This is a genomic window from Cryptosporangium phraense (assembly GCF_006912135.1).
In the GTDB taxonomy this organism is placed as follows: Bacteria; Actinomycetota; Actinomycetes; order Mycobacteriales; family Cryptosporangiaceae; genus Cryptosporangium; species Cryptosporangium phraense.
In genome coordinates this window covers 360,691-385,635 of the sequence record NZ_VIRS01000001.1, presented here as the reverse complement: position 1 = coordinate 385,635, position 24,945 = coordinate 360,691, and the positions used below count along the sequence as shown (strand labels likewise).

The following is a 24,945-nucleotide window of genomic DNA, read 5'->3' as shown; positions in this document are numbered from 1 at the left end:
CCGATTGTCACCCGGCCCGCGAACACCCGCCGAAGTCAGCCGTTCAAATAGTTGTAGATCGTGTAACGGCTCACTCCGAGCGCCCGGGCGGCGATCTCCACCGACTCCTTGATCAGGAAGAACCCCCGGCTCTCCAGGTCCTTGACCACACGGGTCTTGTCGGCCTTGGACATCGCGTCGACCTCGACGCCCACCGCTGCGATCGCCCGGCCGAGCAGGTCGGTCGTGAGGCCCTCGACGCTCTCGTAGAACGTCTCGGTCTTGTCGTGACCGCTGGTGACCGGGGTGTCGACCAGCTCGGCCAGCACGTCGATCGCGGCCGAGAGGCGGCTGATGTCGCGGTTCAGGCAGAGCGCGGCGACCGGCCGCGTAACGTCCCCCCGCAGGAAGATCGTGGACGACCGGCAGACGATGCCGCCGGGGAGCTCGGTGCGGTAGCCCACGATGCTGTCGGGCGGGTCGTCCTGCATCAGCAGGCGGAGGCCGAGGTCGGTCGCGGGCGCGCCGACCGCGCGGCCGGACAGGCCGCCGGCGATCGCCACGACCGAGTTCGGCAGCTTCGACAGGTCGTGCAGCACGACCTCCACCCCGGGCCCGACCGCCGCCGCCAGCGGCTCCACCAGGGGCCGGTACGTCTCCACGACCCGCGCGGCTTCCGCCGCGTACGCCTCGCTGGCCCACTCAGCCAAGGCGGACGCCGAACCGCTCGGCCCAACCCAGCAGATCGCTCACCGAAGCGTTGCCACCGCAGATCACCAGGCCCAGCCGACACCCGGGGCCCACCTGCGAGAGAACCCGGCGCGCGGCCGGCAGCAGGCACCCGGCCGCCGGCTCGGTCCACACCTTGGCCACGTCGGCCAGTTCCAGCGACCCGCGCACCGCCTCCGCGTCCGGCACCACGAGAACGTCTTCAACCAGCGCCCGCACGTGCGCGAACGTCAGCGGCGCCACCGACGGCGGCGACAACGTCGAGACGATCGACGTCGGCACCATCGGCACCGGACCGCCGGACGCGAGCGCCCGCGCCATCGTGTCCGACCCCTCGGTCTCGACCCCCCAGATCCGGACCTCCGGCCGCAGCGCCTTCAGCGCTACCGCGATGCCGCTGATCAGCCCGCCTCCGCCGATGCTCACGACGACGTCGGTCAGCGGGCCGGCGTCCTCGGCCAGCTCGAGCCCGACGCTGCCCTGCCCGGCCACCACCACCGGGTCGTCGAACGGGTGGATGAGCGTGCGCCCCTCGGCCCGCAGCCGGACGCCGAGCGCGAACGCCTCGGTGATGTCGTCGGTGACCTGCACGGTCGCGCCGTACCGAGCGGCCAGGTCGACGGCCCGGCGCGGAGCGGAGCGGGGCATGGCGATCGTCGCCTTGACGCCGAGCGCCTCGGCCATCGCCGCGACCGCGATGCCGTGGTTGCCCCCGCTGACCGCGACCACCCCGGCCTCCCGCTCGGCCGCGGAGAGCGAGCGGAGCTTCGCGGTCGCCCCGCGGGCCTTGAACGAGCCGGTGCGCTGCAGCAGCTCGAGCTTCGCGGTGACCGGGACGCCCAGCGCCTCGGAGAGACCGGGGCTGGCCACGGTCGGCGTCCGGACGACGTCGTCGCGAATGAGGTCGGCGGCCGCGGACACGGCCGCGAGATCCAGAAGGGGTATCACGTCAACAAATTGTAGAGCACCGTCTACAAAATGTTGAAGTCGGCCGAGACCTGATTGCGGCCGCCGGCCTTCGCCGCGTACAGGCGACGGTCGGCCGCCGAGGTCAGCTCGTCCGACGAGGCGAGGCCCTCGGACGCGGCGGCCAGCCCGATCGAGACCGTCACCCGCAGCGGACGGCCGTTCGGCAGCCGCACCGGGTCCCGGTCGATCGCCGCCCGGATCCGCTCGGCGATGCTGACGAGTTCGGGGCGGCCGGTGCGCGGGAGCAGGATCGCGAACTCCTCCCCGCCGTACCGGGCGACGACGTCACCGGAGCGGGTCGAGTCCCGCAGCCGGCGGGCGACCTCGCGCAGCACCTGATCGCCGGCCGGGTGCCCGTGGGTGTCGTTGACGCTCTTGAAGTGGTCCAGGTCGACGAGCAGCAGCCCGATGTCGTCGGTGGTGCGCAGGTTCTGCGCGGTGCCGCTGGACAGCGCCTCGTCGAAGAACCGGCGGGTGTGCAGGCCGGTCAGCCCGTCGGTGATCGCCAGCCCGCGCTGCTCGGCGACCAGCCGGGCCATCCGGGCCATGACCAGCGCGGACACCAGCAGGCAGGCGACCGCGGCGGCCGGCACGTGCTCGGGACCGCGCTGGAAGTGCTGGATGAGCAACACCACCGGGGTCACCGCGGTCGCCAGCCCGAGCAGCACCAGCCGCCCGGCCGACGTCACCCGCACCGCGGTCCGTCCCGGCGCCACGACCGCGGTCATCGACGGGTGGTACGCGGCCCCGACCAGCGCGAACAGCGCGAGGATGCGGATCGGCCCGCCGGCCTCGGCCATCCACGCCCCGTTGCCGGTCAGATCGGCCACGACCAGCCCGTCGGCGCTCGACCAGAGCAGCAGGTAGGTGAGGAAGAGCCGCAGCGCCGGGGTCGCCCTGGTCGCGAACAGGATCCGGACCGTCAGCCCGATCGTGATCAGGTCGGCGATCGAGAACGTCAGCACGATGACCTTGGCCGGCCCGATGACGTCCGGCCGGTGCAGCACCGGGGCCACGACGAACGCCCACGACAGGAACGCCGAGACGACGACGATGATCGCCACGTCGATGCTCGCGAACCGGTCCCGCGCAGCCCGGTCCCGGAGCGAGCCCGCCCGGCGGCTCCAGGCCACGACGGCCCCGAGGACGAGCAGCGCGGCCAGCACCGAGCAGAGCGTGGACAGTGCCGGGTCGTACGTGCCGCGCACGAATCGTCCGGCGTAGTTGACGCTGGACACCCCGACCAGCGCGTGCGCGGCCACGAGCAGGATCCAGGGGATGCGGCGCCCCGCCCCGCCCCGCACCACCGCGACCGTCAGCAGCGAGACCCCGCCCAGCTGGAGCGCGGTCGCGAGGAACGTCTCGAGATGGTGCCCGACGATCGCGAACCCGGCGTACGTCACCAGCACGACCGGAGCGGCCAGCACGATCAGCCGAGTCGCCCGCTCGTCGGCCACCGCCACCGGCCGGCGCGGCTCGGTGGGCGACCTGAGCCGGGCGGTCCGCATACTTTCCACGTCGGCAGGCCGGCCGCCGATGTGTGGAGATACTCAGGCCGCGGTGGCCTCGCCCAGGTAGCGGTGGAGGAGCTCCTCGCCCGCGGTGTCGGCCGGGCCGCTCCACGAGACGCTGCCCCGCTGCAGGATCAGGCACTGGTCGGCGAACTCCAGCGCGCGTCCCGCGAACTGCTCGATGAGCAGCACCGACACGCCGGCCGACCGCGCCCGGCCGAGGCTCTCGAAGATCAGGTCGACGAGCTTCGGGGCCAGCCCGAGCGACATCTCGTCCGCGATGACCAGCTTCGGCTCGACCATCAGCGCCCGGGCCAGAGAGAGCATCTGCTGCTCGCCACCCGAGAGCGTGCCCGCGAGCTGCTTGCGCCGCTCGCCGAGAACCGGGAACAGCTCGAACGCCCGCTCGAGGCCGGCCGCCCGGCGGCCCGGGTCGGCGGCCAGGCCCATCCGAAGGTTCTCCAGCACGGTCAGGCCCCGGAAGACCCCGCGTCCCTCGGGCAGGTGGACGATCCCGGCCCGCCGGATCTTCGCCGGGGAGACCGTGGACAGGTCCTGGCCGCCGAACGTGACCGTCCCGCTGCTCTTGCGCACCAGCCCGGAAACCGCCCGGGCCAGCGTGCTCTTCCCGGCCCCGTTCGGCCCCAGCACCGCGAGCGCGGTGTTCGACGGGATCTCGAACGAGACGTCGGCCAGCGCCCCGGCGGCCCCGTACCGCACCGAAAGACCGTCGACCTTCAATGCGCTCATGCTGTCTCCTCCACGGCCGTGCCCAGGTAGGCCGCTCGCACGGCCTCGTCGTCGCGGATCTCGGCCGGGGTGCCGGTCGCGATGCGGATCCCGAAGTCGAGCACGTCGACCCGGTCGCACAGCCCCAGCACCAGCGGCACGTCGTGCTCGACCAGCAGCAGCGACACCCCGTGGGAGGCCACCAGGTCACGAAGAGTCGCCGCCAGCTCCTCGGTCTCCCGCACGTCCAACCCCGACGACGGCTCGTCGAGCAGCAGGACCCGCGGGTCCACCGAGAGCGCCCGCGCCACCTCGACCAGCCGGCTGGTCCCGAGCGGCAGCCCGGCCGCCGGTGCGTGCTGCACGTCGGTCAGCCCGAGCGCCTCGACCAGCGCGTCGACCCGTTCGGTCTCGGCCGCCGGCGGGCGGCGGAAACCGCCGCCGGTCACCAGGTCGGTCCACAGCCGGCCCTTGCTGTGACGCATCCGGTAGCCCAGGACGATGTGCTCGCGGACGCTCAGCGAGGAGAACAGCTCGGGGTGCTGGAACGTGCGGGCGAGCCCGCGCCGGGCCCGGGCCTGCGGCGATGCGCCGGTCACGTCGTCGCCGTCCATCAGCACGGTTCCGGCGGTGGGACGCAGCAGCCCGGAGAGGACGCCGAACAGCGTGCTCTTCCCGGCCCCGTTCGGCCCCACCAGCCCGACGATCGAGCGCGCCGGAACGTCCACATCGACGTCTTTGAGGGCGACCAGACCACCGAACCGCACCGTCACCCCGCGCGCCGCCAGGCGCGCCGGAGCCTCCACCGCCGTCGTCATACGCGCTCCTTCTCGGGGGTGGCGGCGTAGGCCGTCACCGGCGTCGGGCGGGGCCGGAAGCGGGCCACCAGGCGGCTGATCCCGGCCGCGTTCTGGGCGATCGCCCCCTCCGGGTGGTTGGCCAGCGCGATCGCGCCGAGGCCGAACAGGATCACCGGGACCTGCGCGAACGTGCTCGGCACGTAGGTCGCGAACACGCCGGGCATCAGGTAGAACAGCAGGCCCGCGGCGAGCGCGGCCATGATCGACCGCGACCCGAGCGTCACCAGCACCGCGAGCCAGACCAGCCCGAGGAACGGCGCGAACGAGTCCGGCAGCGCCGACTGGAAGTTCATCGCCAGGAACCCGCCGCCGATCGCCGCGACGAACGAGGCCACGCCGGAGATCAGCACCTTGGCCTGCAGGACGCTGATCCCCAGGGTCCGGGCCCCGTTCTCGCTCCAGCGGACCGCGCTCATCGCCAGCCCGGCGGTCGAGCGGCGCAGGTTGAGCACGACCAGCCCGAGGATCAGGAACGCGGCCAGCGTCAGCAGGGCGAACTCCTGGTTCTCGAGCGCGAACGACGGACGGGGCATCGGCTGGCCGGACCCGAAGTTGTAGAACCGCTCGCGGGTGAAGACCAGCGTCGAGATCAGCAGGCCGAACGTCAGCGTCACCAGCGCGACGTAGAGGTTGCCGAGCCGGATCGTCAGGACGCCGAGGACGACGCCGAGCGGCACGACGACCAGCGCGGCGACGATCACCGCGAGCAGCGGCGGCCAGGCGTGGTAGGTCGCGAGCTCGGCCGAGAGCACCGCGCCGAGGCCGGCGAACGTGATCTGGCACAGCCAGACCATGCCGCCCTCGCCGGTGACCAGCGTGTACGACAGCAGCGCGATCGCCAGCGCGATACCGGCCGCGGCCAGACCGGCCCAGTACTCGGACATCACCAGCGGGAGCGCGGCCACGACCAGGACGAAGACGATCGTGGGGATCAGCCCCGGGCCGAAGCGCCCGCCGCTCGACGCCGGGGTCGCCGGAGCGTCCTCCTGAATGCTGATCGCCCGGTCGAGCGCGCCGCCGGCCGTCGTGTCACCGGCCTGCCCGCGGGCCGCGTAGTAGAGCAGGAACACGAGCATGAACGCGAACGGGACGCTCGGCACGACGGCCGCGGTGAACTCGCTCTGCGGGTCCAGGTACTTCTGGATCACGGTCGTGACGACGCCCATCAGCAGCGCGACGACGACCGCGACCGGCAGGCTGCGCAGCCGCGCGGCGACGACCGCGGCGAACGCGGCCGACATGAGCACGGTCATGCCCTCCGCGGACAGGCCCGCGGTCGGAGCGATCATGATCCCGGCCAGCCCGGCGACGGTCGCGGTCGACGCCCAGACGCCGAGGGAGACCCGGCCCGGCGACGTGCCCGACAGGCTGGTCAGCGCCTCCGAGTCGACCAGCGCCCGGACCTTGAGACCGACGTCGGTGAACCGGAGCACGCCGACGCCGATCACCAGGACGACACCGAGCCCCAGATAGGCGGTCAGCTGGTCGGCGTTGAGCACGGCACCGAACGGGTGCCAGGTGTGCAGCGGACGCGGGGCCAGCCCCGGCGCGGTGACGCTGGTCAGGTGGCCGAGCACCAGCTCGACGAGCGGCGGCAGAGCCACCGACAGCCCCATCGTCGCCATGAGTTTGACCAGGGTGGAGCGCTGCCGCAGGTGGCGGAAGAGCGCCCAGTACAGCGCCGCGCCGAGCGCGGGCGCGAACAGAAGCAGGGCGACGAGCGCGGACGGCAGGATCGGCCAGCCGGCCTCGGTGTCGAGCGCGTAGTACACCCGCGCGACCGTGAACGCCATGGCGGCGAACGCCAGGCTGAAGATGCCCGAGGCGACGTAGGTGACCACCAGCGACCCGGCCGCGATGGCGTAGATGGAGCCGAGAGCCAGCCCGGCGAGGACGTAGGAGAGCACTGAGCCTCCAAGCAACGGAACTTATGAACGGCGTGCGGGCTCCCCGCTGCGGATCCATCACAGGGTGCTATGCGGTGTGATCCACGTCAACACTTGTAAATCTTTCAATCTTTAGAAATGATTGCGCCCCTTCCACAGCTGTCAGAGAGGACCTGGTGGAGCATGGGCGGTAGACGTTTCGCCGCGATCGGGGCCGCCTGCGCGGTCGCGCTCGCGGTCTCGGCGTGTGGTGGTGGGTCGGGCGGAGGAACCACTCCGGGCGACACGGTCAAGGTCGGCCTCATGACGTCGCTCAGCGGCGCGAACAGCGCGTCGGCGACCAGCTCGGTGTCCGGCGCCGAGGCCCGGTTCGCGGCCTATAAAGAAGACAAAGGCAAGTGCGCCGACAAGACGTTCGAGCTGGTCAAGGCCGACGACCAGTCCAGCGCCCAGGGTGCCCTGACCGCCGCGCAGAAGCTGGTCCAGCAGGACAAGGTCTACACGATCCTCGCGCCCAGCTCGTTCGTGTACGGCGCCGCGCCGTTCCTCACGACCGCCGGCAAGAACGTCCCGGTCGAGGGCGGCGCGTTCGACGGCGCCAAGGAGTGGCAGAACACCAAGAACAACCTGTTCCCGGCCATCCCAGTACCGAACTACGACAAGACCTACACGACCGCCGGTGACTACCTGAAGAGCCAGGGCGGGACGAAGGTCGCCGGTCTGGCCTACGAGAGCCCGGCCTCGCAGCAGGGGCTCGAGGCGTCGCTGCGGTCGGCCGAGAATGCCGGGCTGAAGCGCGGCTACGTCAACACGAAGATCCCGTTCGGCAGCACCGACGTCGGCGCGATCGTGCTGGGCATCATCCAGTCCAAGTCCGACGTCCTGCAGATGGGCATCAACCCGGACACGTCGTTCGCCGTCATCGCCGGTCTCAAGCAGGCCGGGTACGCCTTGAAGGCGACCGTTTCGGCCACCGGCTATGGCGCCGACCTGCTCGAATCGGCCCCGGCCGTGCAGGCCGGCCAGGGCGTCACGTTCAACACCGGGTCGGCTCCGAACGAGTTGAAGACCCCGGCCACCGAGCGGATGGCCAAGGCCCTGAAGGACCACGCCGGCTCGAAGTCCGGCATCCCCGGGTTCTTCCAGCTCATGGGCTGGATGACCGCGGACATCTTCCTGCACGGCCTGGACGTCGCGGGCTGCGACGTCGACCAGGCGAAGTTCATCTCGACGCTCCGGGCCGACAAGACCTGGGACGCGGGCGGCCTCTACCCGGCCAAGCGGGACTTCACCACGGTCGAGGCGGCCGAGCAGTGCTCGTACTTCCTGAAATTGCAGGGCAGCGCGTTCGTGCCGGTGGCCAACGCCGCCCCACTCTGCGGCAAGCTCGTCGGCGGCTAACCTCGGAACAAACGTTAGGTTCTTCCACCGGAGAGGAGTGGAGATTGACCACGGACTCAGCGAGGGCCCTGGCCCGCCGCCTCTATTCGACGATGACGCTCGCCCAGGCGGTCGACGCCCGGCTCCGCAAGGGCATCGGTCGCGGCGAGTTCATGGCGGTGATCTGGCCGTCCCGCGGCCAGGAGGCGGTCGCGGCCGGGCTCACCGCCGCGCTCCGCCCCGACGACCGGCTCGTCACCACCTATCGGGGCATCCACGACCTGGTCAGCAAGGGTGTGCCGTTGACCGAGGTGATCGGGGAGATCCTCGGCCGCAGCATCGGCGCCTCCCGCGGCAAGGGCGGCACGATGCACATCACCGCGCCCGATCAGGGGGTCGCGCTCACCACCGGCATCGTCGGCGCCGGGGTGCCGGTGGCGGCCGGGCTCGCGCTGGCGTTCAAGCAGCAGGGCCTCGACCGGGTCGCCGCGGTGACGTTCGGTGACGGCGCGACGAACACCGGCTCGTTCCACGAGGGCATGAACCTGGCCTCGACCTGGCAGTTACCGGTCGTCTTCGTCTGCCAGAACAACCTCTGGGCCGAGATGACGCCGATCCGCGACACGATGAACATCGACCAGGTCGTCGACCGCCGGCTCGCCTACGGCATGGCGGGCGAGCGCGTCGACGGCAACGACCCCGAGGCCATGTACCGCGCGTCGGCCGCCGCGGTCGAGCGCGCCCGTACCGGCGGCGGCCCGACGTTCCTCGAGGCGGTCACGTTCCGCTTCGAGGGTCACTACTTCGGTGACCAGCAGAAATACCTGCCGGCCGAGGAACTGGCGGCGGCCCGGGAGGCCGACCCGATTCCCCGCTACCGGCAGAAACTGCTCGACGCGGGCGTCCTCTCCGAGGACGACCTGACCGCGATCGATACGGACGCCACCGCGCGGGTCGACGCGGCCCTGGCCGAGGTGCTGGCCGCGCCCGCCCCCGAGCTGACCGAACTGGAGCAGGACGTCTTCGTGGACATGGAGGGCATCCCGTCGTGAGCGAAACGACCACCACGACCGTGCTGCAGGCGCTGAACGCGGCGCTGGACGAGGCGCTCTCGGCCGACGAGCGGGTGTTCCTGCTCGGGGAGGACCTCGCCGACCCGGCCAGCGGCGTCAGCCACGTCACCAGCGGTCTGTCCACGAAGCACGGTGCCGACCGGGTGCTGAACACGCCGATCTCGGAGGCGGCGATCGCCGGGGCGGCGATCGGGGCCGCGATCGAGGGGCGGCTGCCGGTCTTCGAGATCATGATCATGGACTTCATCGGCATCGCGGTGGACCAGATCGTGAACCTGGCGGCCAAGGCCCGGTTCTCGTCGGGCGGGCGGACGCCGTGCCCGATCACGGTCCGCACCGCGAGCTTCGGCGGCCTCGGCAACGGCGCCACCCACTCGCAGTCGCTGGAGGCCTGGTTCATGCACGTCCCGGGCATCAAGGTCGTCGTGCCGAGCACGCCGGCCGACGCCAAGGGCCTGCTCAAGTCCGCGGTCTTCGACCCCGACCCGGTGCTGTTCCTGGAGACGACCGCGCTCTACGGCAAGCGCGGCCCGGTGCCGAGCGGCGACTACACGATCCCGCTGGGCCGGGCCGACATCAAGCGGGCCGGCTCCGACGTCACGATCGTCACCTACGGCCGGGGCGTCTACGACGCGCTCGACGCGGCCACCGCACTCGCGGCCGAGGGCATCGACGCCGAGGTGCTCGACCTGCGGACACTGGTGCCGCTGGACCTGCCGTCGGTGCTGGAGTCGGTCGGCCGCACCGGCCGGGCCGTGGTCACGCACTACGCGGTCGAGTTCGCCGGTCCCGGCGCCGAGATCGCGGCGCGGATCAGCTCCGAGCTGTTCGGCCGGCTCCGCGCCCCGGTGGCCCGGGTCGGCGGCCGCTACCGCCCGATCCCGGCCGCCGCCAACCTGGAAGCCGCCGTGTACCCGAACGCCGAGCGCATCGCCTCGGCGGCCCGAGCGACCGTGGGATACGACAAATGACCCAGAGCGTCTCCATCCAGATCCCGAAGCTGACGATGGCCACGACCGAGGTGACGTTCGTGGAGTGGCTGGTCCCGGACGGCACGACGGTGGAGGAGGACGAGGCGATCTACAGCGTCGCCACCGACAAGGTGGAGAACGAGATCGCCGCCCCGGCCGCGGGCGTCCTGCGCCACGGCACCGCGGAGTCCGAGGAGGTGTACCCGGTGGGCACCGAGATCGGGACCATCGAGCGCGCGAACGGGTGAGGTCGGGGGTGGGGTGGGCCACACCGGAGCCGGGTGGCCCGCCCCGGTGACCCGGCCGGGGCCGGGAGCCAGGCTTCCGGCATGCGGAAAAACGTCTGGCTCGTGGTTCTGGCGATCGCCTTCGCGGTCGCGTTCGTCGTGCTGCCCGGTCCGCTCGCGGCCTCCGCGTCCGGGTCGTCGTTCGATCCGGACGCGTTCCGCGCCGCGTTCGTGCCGTGGTGGACGGCCGGCTCGCGGGCGTTGACTCCGGCGCTGGCGCAGTTCGTCGACTACGCGCGCTGGTATCACGGGCTCCGGGTGCTCACCGCTGGGCTGCTGCTGGCCGTGCTCGTCGCGCTGGCGGTCCGGACGCGATCCCTGGCCCGCGCCGGGGCGGCGGTGGCCGGGGCGGTCGCGCTGCTGGCCGTGATCGACAACCTGCGGAAGGCGGTGGCGGCGTTCGGATCGCTGTTTCCGCTGCTGGTGGACCCCTCGGCGCAGCCGGCGCTCGATCAGATCCGGCAGCGGCTGGCCGCCGGGGAGCGGACGCCGCCGGCGCTCGGCCTGATCGTCGAGCAGTACGTCCGGTACCACGTCGTGATGCTCGCAACGTCGTCGGTCGTCGCGGTCGTGCTGCTCGGCGTCGGGGTCCGGCTGGCGCTGCGGTGGCGGCGCGGGTCCGACCGGTGGGCGGTCGGGTCGGTCGCCGGGCTCGCGGTCGTGCTGGGGCTGGTCGCGGTGGTGGCCGCGATCGCGAACACGACGGCGGTGCTCGACCCGCTGCCGAAGCTCCTGCTGCTGTTCGAGGGCAGCTGGTGACTACCGGGCGGCCGGGGCCAGGGCCCCGCGGAGCACGGTGGCCCGGGCGTGGGCGAACACTCCGCGAGGGGTGCTGCGCCGTAGCACCCCGGGCGGCACCCAGATCAGGTCGCGGACGCACAGCCCGACGACGTCGAGCGGCTCCCCGTCGACGCGGATCTCGCCGGCGTCGAGGCCGGCCGCGACGACGTCGCGGATCAGCCGGGTCCGCTCCTTCAACGAGTCCGAGAGCGTGCTGGTCTCCGGCGGATACGACCGGAACCAGGCCCGCTGGATCTCGAACTCCTCGCTGAACCGCTCCCGGGCGTTGATGTTGAGCCAGGTCAGCGCGTCGAGTTTCTCGATCGGGGTCGACCCGGACGCGGTCACCGCGGTGTAGCCGGCCGACAGCCGGGTGTAGAACGCGTTCATGATCGAGGCCAGCAGCGCCTCTTTGCCGTCGACCAGCCGGTACACGCTGCCGGTGCCCATCCCGGCCGCCGACGCGATGTCGCGGATCGTCGTCGCCTCGTAGCCGCGCCGGGCGAACTCGGCCCGGGCCACCGCGCGCAGGGCGGCCCGCCGCTCGTCGGCGTCGTCGTCCGGGTCCGACGACCACTGGGCGATCGTGGCCGAGGCCGCGCCCATCGCCGCCGAGCGGTTGAGTACCCGGTCGGCCGGGGCCCGCACCGCGACGCCGTAGAGCAGCATCGTGCACAGCAGCGCCGCGATCGCCGCGGGCGTGCCGCCCTGGTGCAGGCGGGCCAGCCCGACGTGCAGCATCGTCTGGCAGGTCTGGTCGGCGAGCAGGTCGAGGTCGACGCGGTCGACGAGGTCGCCGCGGTCCGCGCCGTCGGTGAGCACCCGGTGCATGGCCGCGGTGATGCCGCCGTGCGGCCGCCGGGCCAGCTCGACCAGATCGGCGGACGCCCCGGCGTGCGGCTCGTAGGCGGAGAGCTGCAGGGCGGCGCCGTGGCGCACCCCGCACTCGGCCAGCGCGACGCCGAGCGCGATCACCCGGTCGGCGGTCCGGACCTCGGGCCCGAGCGGCGGTGCCTCCAGCCACCGGCGGCCGATCGCGTCCAGCTCGGCGTGGTAGCGCTCGAGCAGCTCGGTGGCGATCGCCTGCTTGGAGTCGAAGTGGTGGTACAGGCTGCCGGGCAGGATCCCGCAGGCCTCGGCGACGTCCTTGAGCGAGGTGCGCGAGTAGCCGGAGGCCGCGAACAGCCGCGAGGCGATCTCCAGGATCTCGGACCGACGGGCGCCCTCGGTGGCTCGCTCGGACACCAGCGGTCGGTTCACCCGACCAGTATGACGAGCCGGTCGCCCGCCGGGGCCGGGCCCCCGACCTGCGGCGGCGGCGGAGTTCGGCGTTCACTCGCGAGGGAGCTCGACGATCGCGTGCACCGGGCAGTCCAGCAGCGCGCGCCGGACGTCGTTCTCGTCGTGCTCCTGGACGTCGCCGTTGCCGACCAGCGAGGCGTAGCCCCAGTCGTCGAGCGAGAAGTGGTCGGGCGCGCGCTCGGCGCAGATGCCGAACCCGTCGCAGATCGTCCGGTCCAGCTTGATCCTCACGGGAGCGTCACCTCGAACGGCCGGTCGGCGTGGTAGGCGGGGCCGGTACAGCCCCCGCGCAGGTGCTCGGCGACCTCGGACGGGAATTCGCGCAGGAGCGACGCGGCGACGTTCGTGGCGCCGTCGAGGGTGCCGCAGGCACCCCGGCCGCGCAGCACCACCGACCAGCGGGTCAGCCGGTCGACGTCGGTCTGCTCGGCGACGCCGTCGCGAAGGGCGGCGGTGACCGCGCTCATCGCCGCGGTGCCGTTGAAGCACGAGCCGCACTGGCCGGCGTTCTCCCGGTCGAAGTAGGCCATCACCGACGCGGCCACGGCGACCGGACAGTCGACGCCGGTCAGCACGGCGATCGCGCCGCAGCCGAGCCCGGTGTCGAAACGGCGGGCGGTCTCGTGGTCGAGGGTGAGGTCGAGGACCCGCCGGTTGATCAGGCCCGCGAAGTAGCCGCCCAGCAGCGCGCCCCGCACGAGGTCGGGGTCGACCCCGTGACGTTCCAGGAGCGCGCCGAACGGCAGCCCGTGCGGGAGTTCGTACAGGGCCGCGCGGCCCGCGCCGCTGACCGTGGCCAGGAACGTGCCCGGCGATCCCGGCGTGCCGAGCGAGCGGAACGCCGGCGCGCCGTGCCGGACCAGGTAGGCCAGCTGGGCCAGCGTCTCGACGTTGCTGACCAGCGTCGGACGTCCGCCGACGCCCTCCTCGTACGGGCGGGGTGGCTTGTCGGACGGCCGCGCTGGCCCTCCGTTCACCGCCCGCACGGCCGCGGTCTCCTCTCCGGCCACGTAGGTGGGCGCGACCTCCACCACGTCGACCCCGGCGTCGGCCGCGGTCCGGACGGCGACGGCCGCGCCGGCGTCCGACACGTAGACGTACGACGCGTCCGCGCCCACCGCGTGCGCGGCCAGGCGGAGCCCCTCCAGCACCAGGTGCGGTCGGTGGCGGAGGAGCCAGCGGTCCTTGATGGACATCGGCTCGCCCTCCTCGCCGTTGGCGATCACGACCGGGGTGCGCTTCCCGGCCCGCACCGACCGCAGCTTCACCCCGAGCGGGAACGCCGCCCCGCCCCGCCCGAGCAACCCCGATTCGTCGACGAGATCGAGCAGCGCCTCCCGTTCCGGCAATGCTTCCGGAACGGCGGCGTCGGCGGAGAGCAACCGTCCCGGCTCGATTCGGGTTCGAGTGGTCAACGATTCCATCGGGTACCCGTTCTGTGCATACTCTGGAGGCATGAGAACTGCGGTGGTGCGCATCAACGTCGATCCGCGCGGAGAACTGTCCGCCCCGGCTCTCCGCGCCGGAGTGGAAAGGCTCGCGGCCGAGGGCCACGAATTCGTCCGCACCGAAATCGACCCCGGCCGCCCGGAATTGCAATTCCTGATCACCGGCGACGACCCGGCCGTGATGCACGGCACCACCAGCGCGATCTGCGAGCGGGCCTTCGGGGTGCCCCCGGCCAGAGGCGTCGTGACCTATCTGAGCCGCGGTACCGACGACGACGCGCTCGGCGTCCTGGCCGGGTTCGGGTTGTCCGGAGAGGTGACCCGGAGCCTCGACGACGACGGGTGGGACGTCGTCGAGGTCCGGCTGGCGAGCGCCGACCTGGCCCGGATCCCGGAGAGCCGGGTCCAGACCGCGCTCGAGGCCGCGCTCAACGCCGAGGTGCGGCTCATCGTCAGCTGAGGAACTTCAGGATCAGCGGCGCGGCCTGCACCCAGGTGTCGAACATGTTGTAGTGATCGACCCGGCCGGCCGCGCGGTCCTCGGTCGCGCGCTCCCAGGCGTCCTCGGGCCACGGTGGGTCGACCAGCTCGCTGTTCTCGATCAGGCAGCTGACCTCGAGCGACGTCCGCTTCGGGTGGTGCCGGTCGTCCCGGCCGCCGCGGATGATCAGCGTCGGCACCCGGATCCCGGCGAAGTCGAGGTCCTCCACGCCGGGGATCGTCTGGCCCGGCTTCGACACGTACGCGTCGAGCCAGCGCAGCATCAACTGCAGGAACTCGTCCTTGTCGAGCGCGCGCAGCCGGGCCTCGTTGGCCGGGTTCGCCGCGATCAGCGCCTGCCACTCGGGCAGGTCGAACAGCCCGTCGATGCCCTTGGCCAGCACGGCCTGGATGCTCGGGACGACGTAGTAGGCGCCGAGGCTGAACGAGCCGAACACCCCGCCGACGATGTTCCAGACGACGAGCCTGGTGGCCAGTTCCGGGTAGAGCATCACGGTGAGTATCGAGTCCCGCGCCCCGCCGGACCCGCCCGCGATCACGCACGGACCCTCGCCCAGAGCGGTCAACAATCCTTTCAGAGTTTCCGCCCGCATGTGCGACTCGGTCCGTCCGTAGAACTGCACGTCCGACGCGCCGCAATTCGGCCGGTCCCACAGCAATACCCGCTTGCCGCCCTCGACCAATGCCTCGGCGAGCGGGCGGAGTCCCTCGATGTCCTTGCTGAATCGTCCGCCCGGCGTGAGCACGACCAATTCCCCGGACGACCCGAGAATCTCGTGGACGACATTTCCACCGTTGATTTCCATCGCGCTCCTCACGCCGTCACGAGAACGTCGGTGCCGACCACGCGCACCGGGTACGTGCGAATGCTCCATTCCGGTTTCACCGCCGTGGTGCCGGTCGCGAGCTCGAATCCCCACTGGTGCCACGGGCAGTAGATGAACTCCAGGTCGCGCACCATCACCGCGTCGCCGGGCACGCTCTCGTCGACGACCGTCCGCCCCCGGGCCCGGCCCCGGCAGAGCGGGCCGCCCTCGTGTGGGCAGTAGTTGGCGATCGCGTAGAACGTCCCGCCGACGTTGTAGACCCCCACGCCGTGCCGCCCGATCGGCACGATCTTGAACGCCCCGGGCGGGATCTCGTCGACCGACGCCACCGCGTGCTCCCGGCCCTGGGCGAGCCGGGGCGCGGGTTCACCAGACACGGGTCTGCGATTCGACGGCCGGCACGGTGGACGGCAGCTTGTACGTCGACAGGCCGTTCTTGAACATGACCGCCTCGCGGGCGTGCTCCGGCAGGTGCTTGAGCAGCCACTTCGGGTCGTCGAAGGTCCAGTGCGGGTAGTCCGACGAGAACAGCAGGATCTTCTCGGCCTCCATCCACTCCAGCGCCCGGGTCAGCTCGGTCTTGTCCTCCGGGTAGTCCAGCGGCTGGGTGGTGAACTTGATGTGCTCCTTGACGTACTCCGACGGCTTCCGCTTGAGCCCGGTGAACGAGCGACGGGCCGCGTAGATCGCGTCCATCCGCCACATCAGCGGCAGGATCCAGGTGAACGCGTGCTCGACCAGCACGATGCGCAGCGACGGGAACCGGTCGAACACCCCGTCGAAGATCAGGCTCATGACCTGGTTCGCGGCCAGCAGCGAGTACGTGACCATGAAGTCGTGGTTGTAGCTGGGGAACCCGACCGGCGGCATCGGCATCGTCTCGTAGTTGCCGCGGGAGAGATGGCAGCTGACCGTGATGTCGTGCCGGGTCGCCGCCTCCCACACCGGGTCGTACTTCGGGTCGCCCCAGGACGGCCGCGGCTCGGCCTTGATCAGCACCTGGGCCATGTACGGGTGCCCGACCCACTTCTCGATCTCCCGCGCCGCGCCGGAGGGGTCCTCGATCGCGACGCAGATCGAGCCGCGCCAGCGCTGGTGCCAGTTGTTGCGGCTGTCCAGCCAGTGGTTGGCCAGCCACTCGTTCGTCGCGGTGGCCATCGCCGAGGTGGCCTCGGGAATGCGGGTGAACTTCGACGCCGGCTCGAGGATCGCGATGTCCGAGCCGGCCTCGATGATCAACTGCTTGAACATCGTGTCCGGGTCGCTGCCGGGGAAGCCGCCGTCGGCCGGGAACGTGTCGACGCGCATCGCGTAGGCGTGGGCGTAGTCCGGGGCGTCGTAGTTGATCGTGTCGCCGACCCGGTGCGAGAGCGCGAACTTCCGCCACTCGTCCGGGATGTACTCGGCGATGGCTCCGGCCCGGGGGACCGGGTGCACGTCCGAGTCGACGACCCGGACCGGTACCTGCGCGGTACTGGGGATCATGGCGTAACTCCTTCCGGGACGGAGATGCCGTACAGCTCGGCGGCGTTGCGCCAGAGGACGCGGTCGCGCTGTTCGGCCGAGAGCGCGCTCGGCAGAGCGTCCGCCCGGGCGTTCTGCCAGTGCGGATAGCTGGACCCGAACAGGACCATCCGGTCCTTGCCGGTGAAGCTCAGCCATTCGTCGGCGTAGCCGACGTCACCGGGACCGTCGAGAGCGCCCTGCACGAAGTACGTGTGGCCGGGCAGGTAGTCGCTGGGGATCCGCGGAGCCCACGGGGTCTGTTCCAGGTGGGGCCGGCCGAAGACGTCCATGCGCCAGCTGAACGGCGTGAGGAAGTCGGCGGCGCCCTCGGACCAGACGAACCGGAGCGCGTCGAAGCGCTCGAAGACGCCCTCGGCGATCATGTTCATCAGGTGGTACAGGTAGTTGAGGGCCGCGAAGCCGAGGTAGTTCTCGTAGGTGCGCGGGTGACCCGACGGCGTGGGCGGGTACCCCACCCCCTGCCCGGTCTCCACGTGCACCGCGACCGGGAGGCCGGCCGCCTGCGCGGCCTCCCAGAGCGGCCAGAACTGCGGCTTCCCGTACAGCTCCCGCGATTGCAGGGGGACGCCCACCTGCACGACCTGCGGGTGGTCGGCGTACTTCTCGATCTCGCGGACGGCGCCCGGCAGGTCTTCCGGGTTGACGCGGATCGTGCCGCGGAACCGCTCGTCGTGCGGCAGCCAGCGCTGCACGAGCATCGCGTTGTGGGCAGCCAGCACCGCCGACGTGAGGTGCCGATCGGGGAGCGTGCCGCGGGTCATCGGGTGGAGCACGGCGACGTCCGCGTAGCCGAAGACGTGCGCGGCGACGGTCTCGGGGTCGGAGCCCGGGTACCCGGCGTCGTCGGAGCCGGGCACGTACTCGCCGCCGGGCGCGCCGTACCAGTCCATCTCGTAGTCGGGGAAGCCCCGGCTCGCGTACGGCTCGCGGAGGAAACTCCGCAGGTCACGGTTGTCGCGGAAGAAGATGTGGACGCTCGCGTCGATGAGCGGCATGGGCGAACCTAACGTTTGTTCCGAGCAGGTCAGTTGACGCCCTTCTTCTCCAGGACCACGCCGTCGCCCGTGACGCGCAGGCGGCAGGCGAGGCGGGTCAGAGGCGTCCGGAGGCGGCGGGGCATCTTGGTGCGCATGGCGTGGAGCTCGTCGTCGTCCGGCGGCACGGTCGACAGCTCACCGTCGACCACCTTGACGAAACACACCATGCATTCGGCCTGGCCGTAACACTTCGTCGGCCAGGTGACGTCCTGCCGCCAGGCCGCCTCCGCGACCGACTCCGCCGGGCCGACGTCGAACTCCACTCCGGACGGCTCGACCCGCACCCGGGCCACTACTCGGCCCGGCTCGCGATCTGCCGGTCGAGTTCCTCGTGCATGTTGCTGATCGACAGCTCGTACTGCGACGACAGGCGCAGCTCGGTGAACCCGGGGGAGTGCAGGCCCCGCTGCTGGCGCTCGATGTTGCTGAAGTCCTGGCGCGGGATCAAGCCCCAGTTCTCGGTGTCGTCCTTGTCGAATACGCCCGTGAGCTCGGCCCGCTCCGGCTCCTGGCCCACCGGGTAGGTGGTCAGCGACCAGACGTCGAAGATGCACCACTCCGGGTCGTCCTTGTACGGGCGCGACCGGTAGGCCAGGCAGTTTCCGTACATCGGCAGCATCAGGTAGTTCGGGAACATGTAGATGTCTCCGCCCCACAGCTGCATCGCCGGGCCCATCGGCGCCATCGGGATGCCCGCGCCCTCGGCGTACTCGTAGAGCGCGGCGATCGCGGCCTGGGTGAACTTCGGGTCGTCCTGCGGGATCTTGTTGCGCAGGCCCTCGAAGATCCGCAGGTCGTTCTCCAGCGTCATCGCGTCCTGGCCGGTGACGAGCAGCCGACCGGCCTCGATGAACTCCTCGGAGTCGAAGACCGGCTCGTACTCGGCATCACCCTTGCTCGCGCTCTGGAACCGGGCGTGGCCGTTCTTGAACGTCGTGTAGGCGACCTGGGCCGCTTTCAGCTCGCCGTACTCCTCGTCGCCGCCCATCAGCAGCTGCGGATGAGTCTGGGTGACGTGGTAGCCCTCGAAGAACGCCTCCTGGGCCATCTTCCAGTTCGCGTTGAGGACGACCTGCTTCCACCACTTGACCCGCATGTTGCCGACGCCGACGCCGTCGAGCAGCTTCTGCACCGGGTCGAGGTGGTCGCTCAGCGGCCGCGCGCCCAGGTCCATGTTGATCCAGACCATGCCCGCCCACAGCTCGACGAGGCACTCGCGTAGGGCCAGGTCGTCCTGGTTGAGGCAGGCCGGCTCGAACGCCTTCTCGCCGAACACGAACGACGACGAGCCGTCGAGGTTCCAGCGCCAGCCGTGGAACGGGCAGACGAGCTGGCCGCCGGGCAGGCGTCCCTGACCCTTGGCGAGCTCGGTCGCGCGGTGCCGGCAGACGTTGTGCAGGGCTTTGACCGTCCGGTCGCGCTGACGCACGATCAGGATCGACGTGCCGGCGATCTCGTACTCGACGTAGTCGCCGGGGTTCGGGATCTCTTCCTCGCGGGCGGCCATCAGCCAGGTGTGCGGCCAGAGGTACTTCTTCTCGAGCTCGAAGAACTCGCGCGAGTAGTAGCGCTCCTTCGGCACGAACCGGGAGTCGCGCATCGGGTGCGGGACCTTGGCCTGGACCTCCGGCGGGTTGGTGCCGAGCGGCGCCTCGTCCCCCTCGGCCCAGGTGAACTTGGGGTTGAGATCAGCAACAGTCACGGGGGAGCCCCTTCGACGTCGGTGTCGGTCGCGAAGAGAGGTGGTGAGCGCTACGGGCTCGAACCAAACATCTGTTCCGCGACTGTAAGGCGGGTGAACTGGCTCACGCAAGCCCAGCCACTGCACCCCCCGTCCGCCGCCCTACCGGTGCGCTGCGCGCGCTCTGCTTGCTTCAAACGGCCTTGGTCACGCCACCGTCGACGCGGATCGAGGCGCCGGTGGTGAAGCTGGAGGCGGCGCTCGCCAGGTGCACGATGAGCGGGGTGATCTCTTCTGGACGCCCGATGCGGCCCAGCGGAACGAACGGCACTTCGGTGCCCTCGGGCGGCGCCCACCCCTTCGAGGAATCCGTGCGGAACGGACCCGGGAGCACGGTGTTGACCCGCACCTCCGGTGCGAACGCCTCGGCCAGCGAGACCGTCATCGCGTTCAGCCCGGCCTTCGCGCACACGTACGGCAGGTGCCCCGGCCCGGAGACCAGCGACCCCGCCGTACTGACGTTGACGATCGACCCGCCGCCGTTCGCCTTCATGTGGGTGCCGGCGTGCACGGCCAGCCGGAACGGCCCCTTCAGGTTGACGCCGACGGTCTTGTCGAAGAGTTCCTCGGTGATCTCGTCCAGGCTCGAATACAGCGGGGACATGCCCGCGTTGTTGATCAGCACGTCGAGCCGTCCGAAGTGCTCCAGCGTGCGAGCCACCAGCGCGTCGCAGTCGTCCCAGCGCGCCACGTGACAGGGGATCCCGACCGCCTTCGTGCCGGTCGACGCCCGTAACTCGCCCGCCACCGCCTCGACGGCCTCGGGTTTCCGGGACGCGACGACGACGTCGGCCCCGGCCTCGGCCAGGCCCTGGACGATCGCCCGCCCCAGGCCCCGGGTGCCCCCGGTGACGATCGCGACCTTGCCGGTCAGGTCGTTGAGTTCCGCGAGTGTGGTCACGTGGTTCCTCCGGTGATGGCGGCCAGGCAGAACGTGGTCATCCGGTCGAGCTCGGCCGGGGTCGGCCGGGAGTTCGTCCAGAGGTAGTCGGAGAGCTTCCCGAAGATCGCGTTCGCGGCCAGCGACGCGTCGAACTCGGGGGAGGTGCTGCCGAGGGCGGCGAACGGCTCGTGCAGCAGCGTGCCGAGCGGGACGCTGGCCGGGTGGCGTCCGGTCGCCGCACCCTGGCCGACGCTGCCGCCGTTGTACAGCACGGCCAGCGTCGTCGCCGCGATGTCCTCGTCGGTCTGCGACATCACGCCCTCGACCCAGCGCCGCACCTGCGCGGCCGGCTCGGACTCCTTGCCCAACTGGTGGGCCAGGTAGCTGCCGAGCTTCGCCGCCCCGTCTTCGAGCAGGGCGGTGACCAGCGCTTCCTTCGACGAGAAGTGCCGGTAGAACGCGTCGTTCGAGAGCCCGGCGGCGGCCACGATGTCGGCGACCCGGGGCCGCGACGCGGTACCCCGGGCGCGCATCACCTCGAGCGCCGCGGCGAGCAGTCGCCGCACTTCATCGGCGTAGTCGAGACCGCCGCGGCGCTCGCGCGTCTGCCGCGCGATTCGCTCAGCGACGTCGTCACCAGGCAGAACGTCGTTCCTCATGGCCGCACCCTACACAGATCGGTCTTGCTCAGAATGCCATTCTGAGGGTAAGAACGTTGTTCTGACAACGACGACGGAGGCGTTCATGGCGTGGGACTTCGAAACCGAGCCCGAGTACCAGGTGAAGCTCGACTGGGCGGACGCGTTCGTCCGCGAGGAGGTCGAGCCGCTCGACGTGCAGTGGCCGCGCCTGCAGTTCACGGCCCTGGAGGGGGCGCGCAAGAAGGCCATCGAGCCATTGAAGGAGCAGGTCCGCCGGCAGGGCCTCTACGCGACCCACCTCACCCCCGAGCTGGGCGGTCAGGGCCACGGCCAGGTCAAGCTGGCGCTGCTGAACGAGATCCTCGGCCGGGCGTCCTGGGCGCCGGTCGTGTTCGGCTGCCAGGCCCCGGACACCGGGAACGCCGAGATCATCGCCCACTACGGCACCGACGAGCAGAAGAAGCGCTACCTGGAGCCGCTGCTCAACGGCGAGCTGTTCTCCTGCTACGCGATGACCGAGCCGCTGGGCGGCGCCGACCCGACGCAGTTCGTCACCCGGGCGACCCGCGACGGCGAGGAGTGGGTGATCAGCGGCTGGAAGTACTTCGCCTCCAACGCCCGCACCGCGTCGTTCTACATCGTCATGGCCGTGACGAACCCCGACGTCAGCGCCTACCAGGGCATGTCGATGTTCCTGGTCCCGGCCGACACCCCGGGCATCGACATCGTCCGCAACCAGGGTCTGGCGATGGACCCGGAGGGCGAGGGCACCCACGCGCTGATCCACTTCGAGGACGTCCGCGTTCCCGCGGACGCGGTCCTCGGTGGGGAGGGTCAGGCGTTCGCGATCGCCCAGACCCGCCTCGGCGGCGGCCGCATCCACCACGCCATGCGGACGATCGGCCAGGCCCAGAAGGCGCTCGACATGCTGTGCGAGCGGGCGCTGAGCCGGAAGACGCAGGGCACTCCGCTGGCCGAGAAGCAGTTCGTCCAGGGCTACATCGCCGACTCCTACGCCCAGCTGCTGCAGTTCCGGCTGATGGTGCTCTACGTCGCCTGGTCGATCGACAAGCACAACGACTACCGCAGGGTGCGCAAGGACATCTCGGCGGTGAAGGCCGTGATGCCGGGCGTGCTGCACGACATCGCCTGGCGGGCGGTGCAGGTACACGGCGCGCTCGGCGTCACGAACGAGATGCCGCTGTTCCAGTCGATGCTCGGCGCCAGCATCATGGGCCTCTCCGACGGGCCGACCGAGGTGCACAAGGTGACGGTCGCCCGTCAGGTGCTGCGCGGCCACCGGCCCAGCGACGACGAGATCTGGCCGTCGGGCTGGCTGCCGAAGCGTCGCGAGGACGCGGCGAAGAAGTACGCGCACCTGCTGGGAGACGACCAGTGAACCTCGACGCTCTGGCGACCTGGCTGGACGGCACCGATCTGCCGGGCAAGGGAGCGCCGATCGAGTCCCGGTTCGTGACCGGCGGCGCCCAGAACGAGATCTACGAGATCCGCCGCGGTGACCTGCACGCCGCCCTGCGGATCCCGCCGGCGTCGGCCCCGGCCAACCGGGACGAGGGGATCCTGCGCGAGTGGCGGATCATCCGGGCGCTGGACGGCACCGAGGTTCCCTCGACCGCCGCCTACGCGGTCTGCGCCGACCAGGACGTGCTCGGGCGGGCGTTCTACCTGATGGGGTTCGTCGACGGCTGGTCGCCGATGGCGACCCGGGGGAAGTGGCCGGCCCCGTTCGACACCGATCCGGACGCCCGGCGGGGGCTGGCGATCGAGCTGGTCGACGGGATCGCGCTGCTGTCGAAGGTCGATTGGCGGGCCCGCGGCCTGGAGGGTCTGGGCAAGCCGGACGGGTTCCATGAGCGGCAGGTCGCCCGCTGGACCGCGCTGTTCGAGAAGATCCGGGGCCGGGACCTGCCGGGATTCGACGCCGCCGCGGCCTGGCTGCGCGCGCACCACCCGCTGGACTACGTTCCCGGGCTGCTGCACGGCGACTACCAGTTCGCGAACGTGATGTTCCGGCACGGGGCGCCGGCCCGGCTGGCCGCGATCGTCGACTGGGAGATGGGCACGATCGGCGACCCGAAGCTCGACCTGGCCTGGCTCGTCGACCGCTGGCCGGCCGACCCGTCGACCGACGCGGGCGGGCCCAGCTACGTCGATCTGCACGGCATGCCGGGGCGGGACGAGCTGATCGCCCGGTACGCCGAGGTGTCCGGACGGCAGGTCGACGACCTCGACTACTACCTGATCCTGTCCCGGTTCAAGATGAGCATCGTTCTCGAGCAGGGCTTCCAGCGGGCCGGGGACAACACCACGCTGCAGGCGTTCGGCGGGATCGCGCTCGACCTGATGGACCGGGCCGCGTCGCTGGCCGCGTCCACGAGGTACGCGTCGTGAAGGCCGCGGACCAGTTCCACGTCGGGATCGTCGTCCACGACCTGGCCGAGGCCCGGGAACGGCTGACCGCGCTGTTCGGGTACGAGTGGGCCCCGGAGGCGGGTGGCGTCCAGCCGGTGCTCCTGGCCGACGGTCCGGCGACCGTCGACCTCCTGTGCCAGTACTCGCGCTCGGTGCCCCGGGTCGAGCTCGTCCGGAGCGTGCCCGGCCGGGCGATCTGGCAGCCCGCCGACTCCGGAGTGCACCACGTCGGGTACTGGTCGGACGACGTCCGGGCCGACTCGGACGCGCTGGTCGCCCAGGGCTACCAGCGGGAGGTGGCCGGGACGCTGCCCGACGGGACGCCGTACTGGGCCTACCACCGCCCGGCGTCCGGCGGCCCCCGGATCGAGCTGGTGAGCCGCGCGCTCCAACCTTCAATGGAACGGCTCTGGTCTTAGGCGGACTCGCGGGGGACGACTCGGATTCCGTCGTGGTAGTCGAACGGCGGGGGAGTGCGGTCGGCCAGCAGGTCGACCAGCGTCCGCGCGAGCACGAGGCCGGCGGCGCGGCCGTCGACCGCGATCGAGGTGAGCGGCGGCGACGCGTACCGGGCGATCGGCAGCTCGTCGGCGCCCATCACCGCGAGATCGTCGGGCACCCGCAGGCCGGCCGAGCGCGCGGCCGCGAGCACCGCGAACGCGACCTCGTCGCCGTGGCAGGCGACCGCGGTGACCGGGTGACGGCCGGACCGCAGGGCCGCGACGGCCTCGTCGGCGCCGTCCGACGACACCAGGTAGCGCCGGACCGGCGGTAAGCCGTGCCGCTCACCGGCCATCCGGGCCCCGTCGTAGCGCCCGGACGCCAGCGTGGCCGTGCGGGCGTCGTCCGGGGCGGCGAACGCGATCCGGCGGTGGCCCCGGCCGACCAGGTAGTCGACCTGCATCTCGCCCAGCAGACGCATCGACTCGTCGAGATTGGAGCCGAACGCGGTGCCCGGCTGGGGCAGCACGACCGCGGCCCCGCTCGCCCGGAACGTCGCGATGTCCGACTCGCTGAACGGCAGCATCCCGGCGACCGCCACCGGCGCGAGCACGGCCGCGACCTCGCGCGGGGACCGCTGCTCGGCGCCGAGCAGATACGTGACGAGCGTGAGGCCCTCGGCGACCAGCGCGTCGGCCAGGCTCTCGATCAGGTCGGCGATCGTCGGGCCCTGGGGCAGGTCGGGGAGCGCCAGCAGCACGGTGCGGCCCCGGCCCCGGCGCAGCGCCTGCGCCGGGCCGTGCGGGACGTAACCGAGCTCGGCGGCCGCGCGCAGCACCTTGGCCCGGGTGGTCTCCGGGATCGTCTGACCCGGGGTGTTGTTCAGGACGAAGCCGACCAATTGCCGGGAGAAGCCCGAGGCTCGCGCCACGTCGGTACTCGTGACTCGCGTGCGGCGCGCTTCGGCCACGGCCCTCCCTCCGTCGACATCCCACCGTAACAAGTCCCTT

The 24,945-nt window shown here is 71.4% G+C and carries 26 protein-coding genes and 1 pseudogene; 9 read left to right on the top strand and 18 right to left on the bottom strand.

Going from position 1 to position 24,945, the window contains the following annotated elements; all coding sequences use genetic code 11:
• Positions 1-35: 35 nt before the first annotated feature.
• From FL583_RS01750 to FL583_RS01725, 6 genes are read right to left on the bottom strand one after another with little or no spacing between them, the layout of a single operon-like run.
• Positions 36-689 carry a helix-turn-helix transcriptional regulator gene (locus FL583_RS01750; protein ID WP_142702631.1) on the bottom strand — a complete coding sequence of 218 codons (654 nt, stop codon included), beginning with the start codon at positions 687-689 and terminating at the stop codon, positions 36-38.
• Positions 682-1,656: a threonine/serine dehydratase family protein gene (locus tag FL583_RS01745; RefSeq protein WP_205751769.1), complete on the bottom strand. Its 975-nt coding sequence runs from the start codon at positions 1,654-1,656 to the stop codon at positions 682-684. Before FL583_RS01745 ends, FL583_RS01750 begins: the two co-directional genes overlap by 8 nt.
• 23 nt (positions 1,657-1,679) lie before the next feature.
• On the bottom strand, positions 1,680-3,185 hold the full coding sequence (locus tag FL583_RS01740) for a GGDEF domain-containing protein (RefSeq protein ID WP_142702630.1): 1,506 nt from the start codon (positions 3,183-3,185) through the stop codon (positions 1,680-1,682).
• 42 nt (positions 3,186-3,227) lie between these two features.
• A complete protein-coding gene (locus FL583_RS01735) occupies positions 3,228-3,938 on the bottom strand; it encodes an ABC transporter ATP-binding protein (protein ID WP_142702629.1) in 711 nt (236 codons plus the stop codon).
• Positions 3,935-4,735: an ABC transporter ATP-binding protein gene (locus FL583_RS01730; protein ID WP_142702628.1), complete on the bottom strand. Its 801-nt coding sequence runs from the start codon at positions 4,733-4,735 to the stop codon at positions 3,935-3,937. Before FL583_RS01730 ends, FL583_RS01735 begins: the two co-directional genes overlap by 4 nt.
• On the bottom strand, positions 4,732-6,684 hold the full coding sequence (locus FL583_RS01725) for a branched-chain amino acid ABC transporter permease (RefSeq protein ID WP_142702627.1): 1,953 nt from the start codon (positions 6,682-6,684) through the stop codon (positions 4,732-4,734). Before FL583_RS01725 ends, FL583_RS01730 begins: the two co-directional genes overlap by 4 nt.
• A 162-nt stretch (positions 6,685-6,846) precedes the next feature.
• Between FL583_RS01725 and FL583_RS01720 the strand changes: the two genes are divergently transcribed.
• From FL583_RS01720 to FL583_RS01700, 5 genes are all read left to right on the top strand, one after another.
• A complete protein-coding gene (locus tag FL583_RS01720; protein ID WP_142702626.1) occupies positions 6,847-8,064 on the top strand; it encodes an ABC transporter substrate-binding protein in 1,218 nt (405 codons plus the stop codon).
• A 92-nt stretch (positions 8,065-8,156) separates the two neighbouring features.
• Entirely contained in the window at positions 8,157-9,095 is a 939-nt protein-coding gene (locus tag FL583_RS01715) for a thiamine pyrophosphate-dependent dehydrogenase E1 component subunit alpha (RefSeq protein ID WP_142702762.1), read from the top strand.
• Complete coding sequence (locus FL583_RS01710) at positions 9,092-10,087, top strand: alpha-ketoacid dehydrogenase subunit beta (RefSeq protein ID WP_142702625.1); 996 nt, start codon at positions 9,092-9,094, stop codon at positions 10,085-10,087. The genes FL583_RS01715 and FL583_RS01710 overlap by 4 nt, the downstream gene beginning before the upstream one ends.
• Entirely contained in the window at positions 10,084-10,335 is a 252-nt protein-coding gene (locus FL583_RS01705) for a biotin/lipoyl-containing protein (RefSeq protein ID WP_142702624.1), read from the top strand. Before FL583_RS01710 ends, FL583_RS01705 begins: the two co-directional genes overlap by 4 nt.
• 81 nt (positions 10,336-10,416) lie before the next feature.
• Entirely contained in the window at positions 10,417-11,133 is a 717-nt protein-coding gene (locus tag FL583_RS01700) for a hypothetical protein (RefSeq protein WP_142702623.1), read from the top strand.
• On the opposite strand, the gene FL583_RS01695 is transcribed toward FL583_RS01700, so the two are convergent.
• From FL583_RS01695 to FL583_RS01685, 3 genes and pseudogenes are all read right to left on the bottom strand, one after another.
• Positions 11,134-12,414 carry a TetR/AcrR family transcriptional regulator gene (locus FL583_RS01695; protein ID WP_142702622.1) on the bottom strand — a complete coding sequence of 427 codons (1,281 nt, stop codon included), beginning with the start codon at positions 12,412-12,414 and terminating at the stop codon, positions 11,134-11,136.
• Positions 12,415-12,498: 84 nt separating this feature from the next.
• Positions 12,499-12,687: pseudogene (locus FL583_RS01690) on the bottom strand (ferredoxin); the annotation flags it as partial.
• Complete coding sequence (locus FL583_RS01685) at positions 12,684-13,880, bottom strand: NADH-ubiquinone oxidoreductase-F iron-sulfur binding region domain-containing protein (protein ID WP_420843103.1); 1,197 nt, start codon at positions 13,878-13,880, stop codon at positions 12,684-12,686. The pseudogene FL583_RS01690 and the gene FL583_RS01685, both read right to left, overlap by 4 nt.
• A gap of 31 nt (positions 13,881-13,911) precedes the next feature.
• Between FL583_RS01685 and FL583_RS01680 the strand changes: the two genes are divergently transcribed.
• Complete coding sequence (locus tag FL583_RS01680) at positions 13,912-14,364, top strand: hypothetical protein (protein ID WP_142702619.1); 453 nt, start codon at positions 13,912-13,914, stop codon at positions 14,362-14,364.
• On the opposite strand, the gene FL583_RS01675 is transcribed toward FL583_RS01680, so the two are convergent.
• From FL583_RS01675 to FL583_RS01640, 8 genes are all read right to left on the bottom strand, one after another.
• Positions 14,357-15,211, bottom strand: coding sequence for an alpha/beta fold hydrolase (locus tag FL583_RS01675; RefSeq protein ID WP_142702618.1), 855 nt, complete (start codon positions 15,209-15,211; stop codon positions 14,357-14,359). The genes FL583_RS01680 and FL583_RS01675 overlap by 8 nt on opposite strands.
• A gap of 8 nt (positions 15,212-15,219) precedes the next feature.
• Positions 15,220-15,609: a Rieske (2Fe-2S) protein gene (locus FL583_RS01670; protein ID WP_142702617.1), complete on the bottom strand. Its 390-nt coding sequence runs from the start codon at positions 15,607-15,609 to the stop codon at positions 15,220-15,222.
• Positions 15,599-16,717: an amidohydrolase family protein gene (locus FL583_RS01665; RefSeq protein ID WP_142702616.1), complete on the bottom strand. Its 1,119-nt coding sequence runs from the start codon at positions 16,715-16,717 to the stop codon at positions 15,599-15,601. The genes FL583_RS01670 and FL583_RS01665 overlap by 11 nt, the downstream gene beginning before the upstream one ends.
• A complete protein-coding gene (locus FL583_RS01660; protein ID WP_142702615.1) occupies positions 16,714-17,754 on the bottom strand; it encodes an amidohydrolase family protein in 1,041 nt (346 codons plus the stop codon). The genes FL583_RS01665 and FL583_RS01660 overlap by 4 nt, the downstream gene beginning before the upstream one ends.
• A gap of 29 nt (positions 17,755-17,783) precedes the next feature.
• Complete coding sequence (locus FL583_RS01655) at positions 17,784-18,080, bottom strand: 2Fe-2S iron-sulfur cluster-binding protein (RefSeq protein WP_205751766.1); 297 nt, start codon at positions 18,078-18,080, stop codon at positions 17,784-17,786.
• Positions 18,081-18,088: 8 nt separating this feature from the next.
• Positions 18,089-19,498 carry an aromatic ring-hydroxylating oxygenase subunit alpha gene (locus FL583_RS01650; RefSeq protein WP_205751765.1) on the bottom strand — a complete coding sequence of 470 codons (1,410 nt, stop codon included), beginning with the start codon at positions 19,496-19,498 and terminating at the stop codon, positions 18,089-18,091.
• A gap of 172 nt (positions 19,499-19,670) precedes the next feature.
• Entirely contained in the window at positions 19,671-20,438 is a 768-nt protein-coding gene (locus FL583_RS01645) for an SDR family NAD(P)-dependent oxidoreductase (RefSeq protein ID WP_142702613.1), read from the bottom strand.
• Entirely contained in the window at positions 20,435-21,079 is a 645-nt protein-coding gene (locus tag FL583_RS01640; RefSeq protein ID WP_142702612.1) for a TetR/AcrR family transcriptional regulator, read from the bottom strand. Before FL583_RS01640 ends, FL583_RS01645 begins: the two co-directional genes overlap by 4 nt.
• An 85-nt stretch (positions 21,080-21,164) precedes the next feature.
• Here FL583_RS01640 and FL583_RS01635 point away from each other — a divergent pair, with 85 nt between their 5' ends.
• The 3 genes from FL583_RS01635 to FL583_RS01625 are packed head-to-tail and all read left to right on the top strand — an operon-like array spanning position 21,165 to position 23,913.
• Positions 21,165-22,460, top strand: coding sequence for an acyl-CoA dehydrogenase family protein (locus FL583_RS01635; RefSeq protein ID WP_142702611.1), 1,296 nt, complete (start codon positions 21,165-21,167; stop codon positions 22,458-22,460).
• Complete coding sequence (locus FL583_RS01630; protein ID WP_142702610.1) at positions 22,457-23,473, top strand: phosphotransferase family protein; 1,017 nt, start codon at positions 22,457-22,459, stop codon at positions 23,471-23,473. Before FL583_RS01635 ends, FL583_RS01630 begins: the two co-directional genes overlap by 4 nt.
• Complete coding sequence (locus tag FL583_RS01625) at positions 23,470-23,913, top strand: VOC family protein (RefSeq protein ID WP_142702609.1); 444 nt, start codon at positions 23,470-23,472, stop codon at positions 23,911-23,913. Before FL583_RS01630 ends, FL583_RS01625 begins: the two co-directional genes overlap by 4 nt.
• Here the strand turns inward: FL583_RS01625 and FL583_RS01620 are convergent.
• The gene (locus FL583_RS01620) at positions 23,910-24,866 is read right to left on the bottom strand and encodes a LacI family DNA-binding transcriptional regulator (protein ID WP_170323434.1); all 957 of its coding nucleotides are present in this window, start codon (positions 24,864-24,866) and stop codon (positions 23,910-23,912) included. The genes FL583_RS01625 and FL583_RS01620 overlap by 4 nt on opposite strands.
• Between the last annotated feature and the right edge of the window lie 79 nt (positions 24,867-24,945).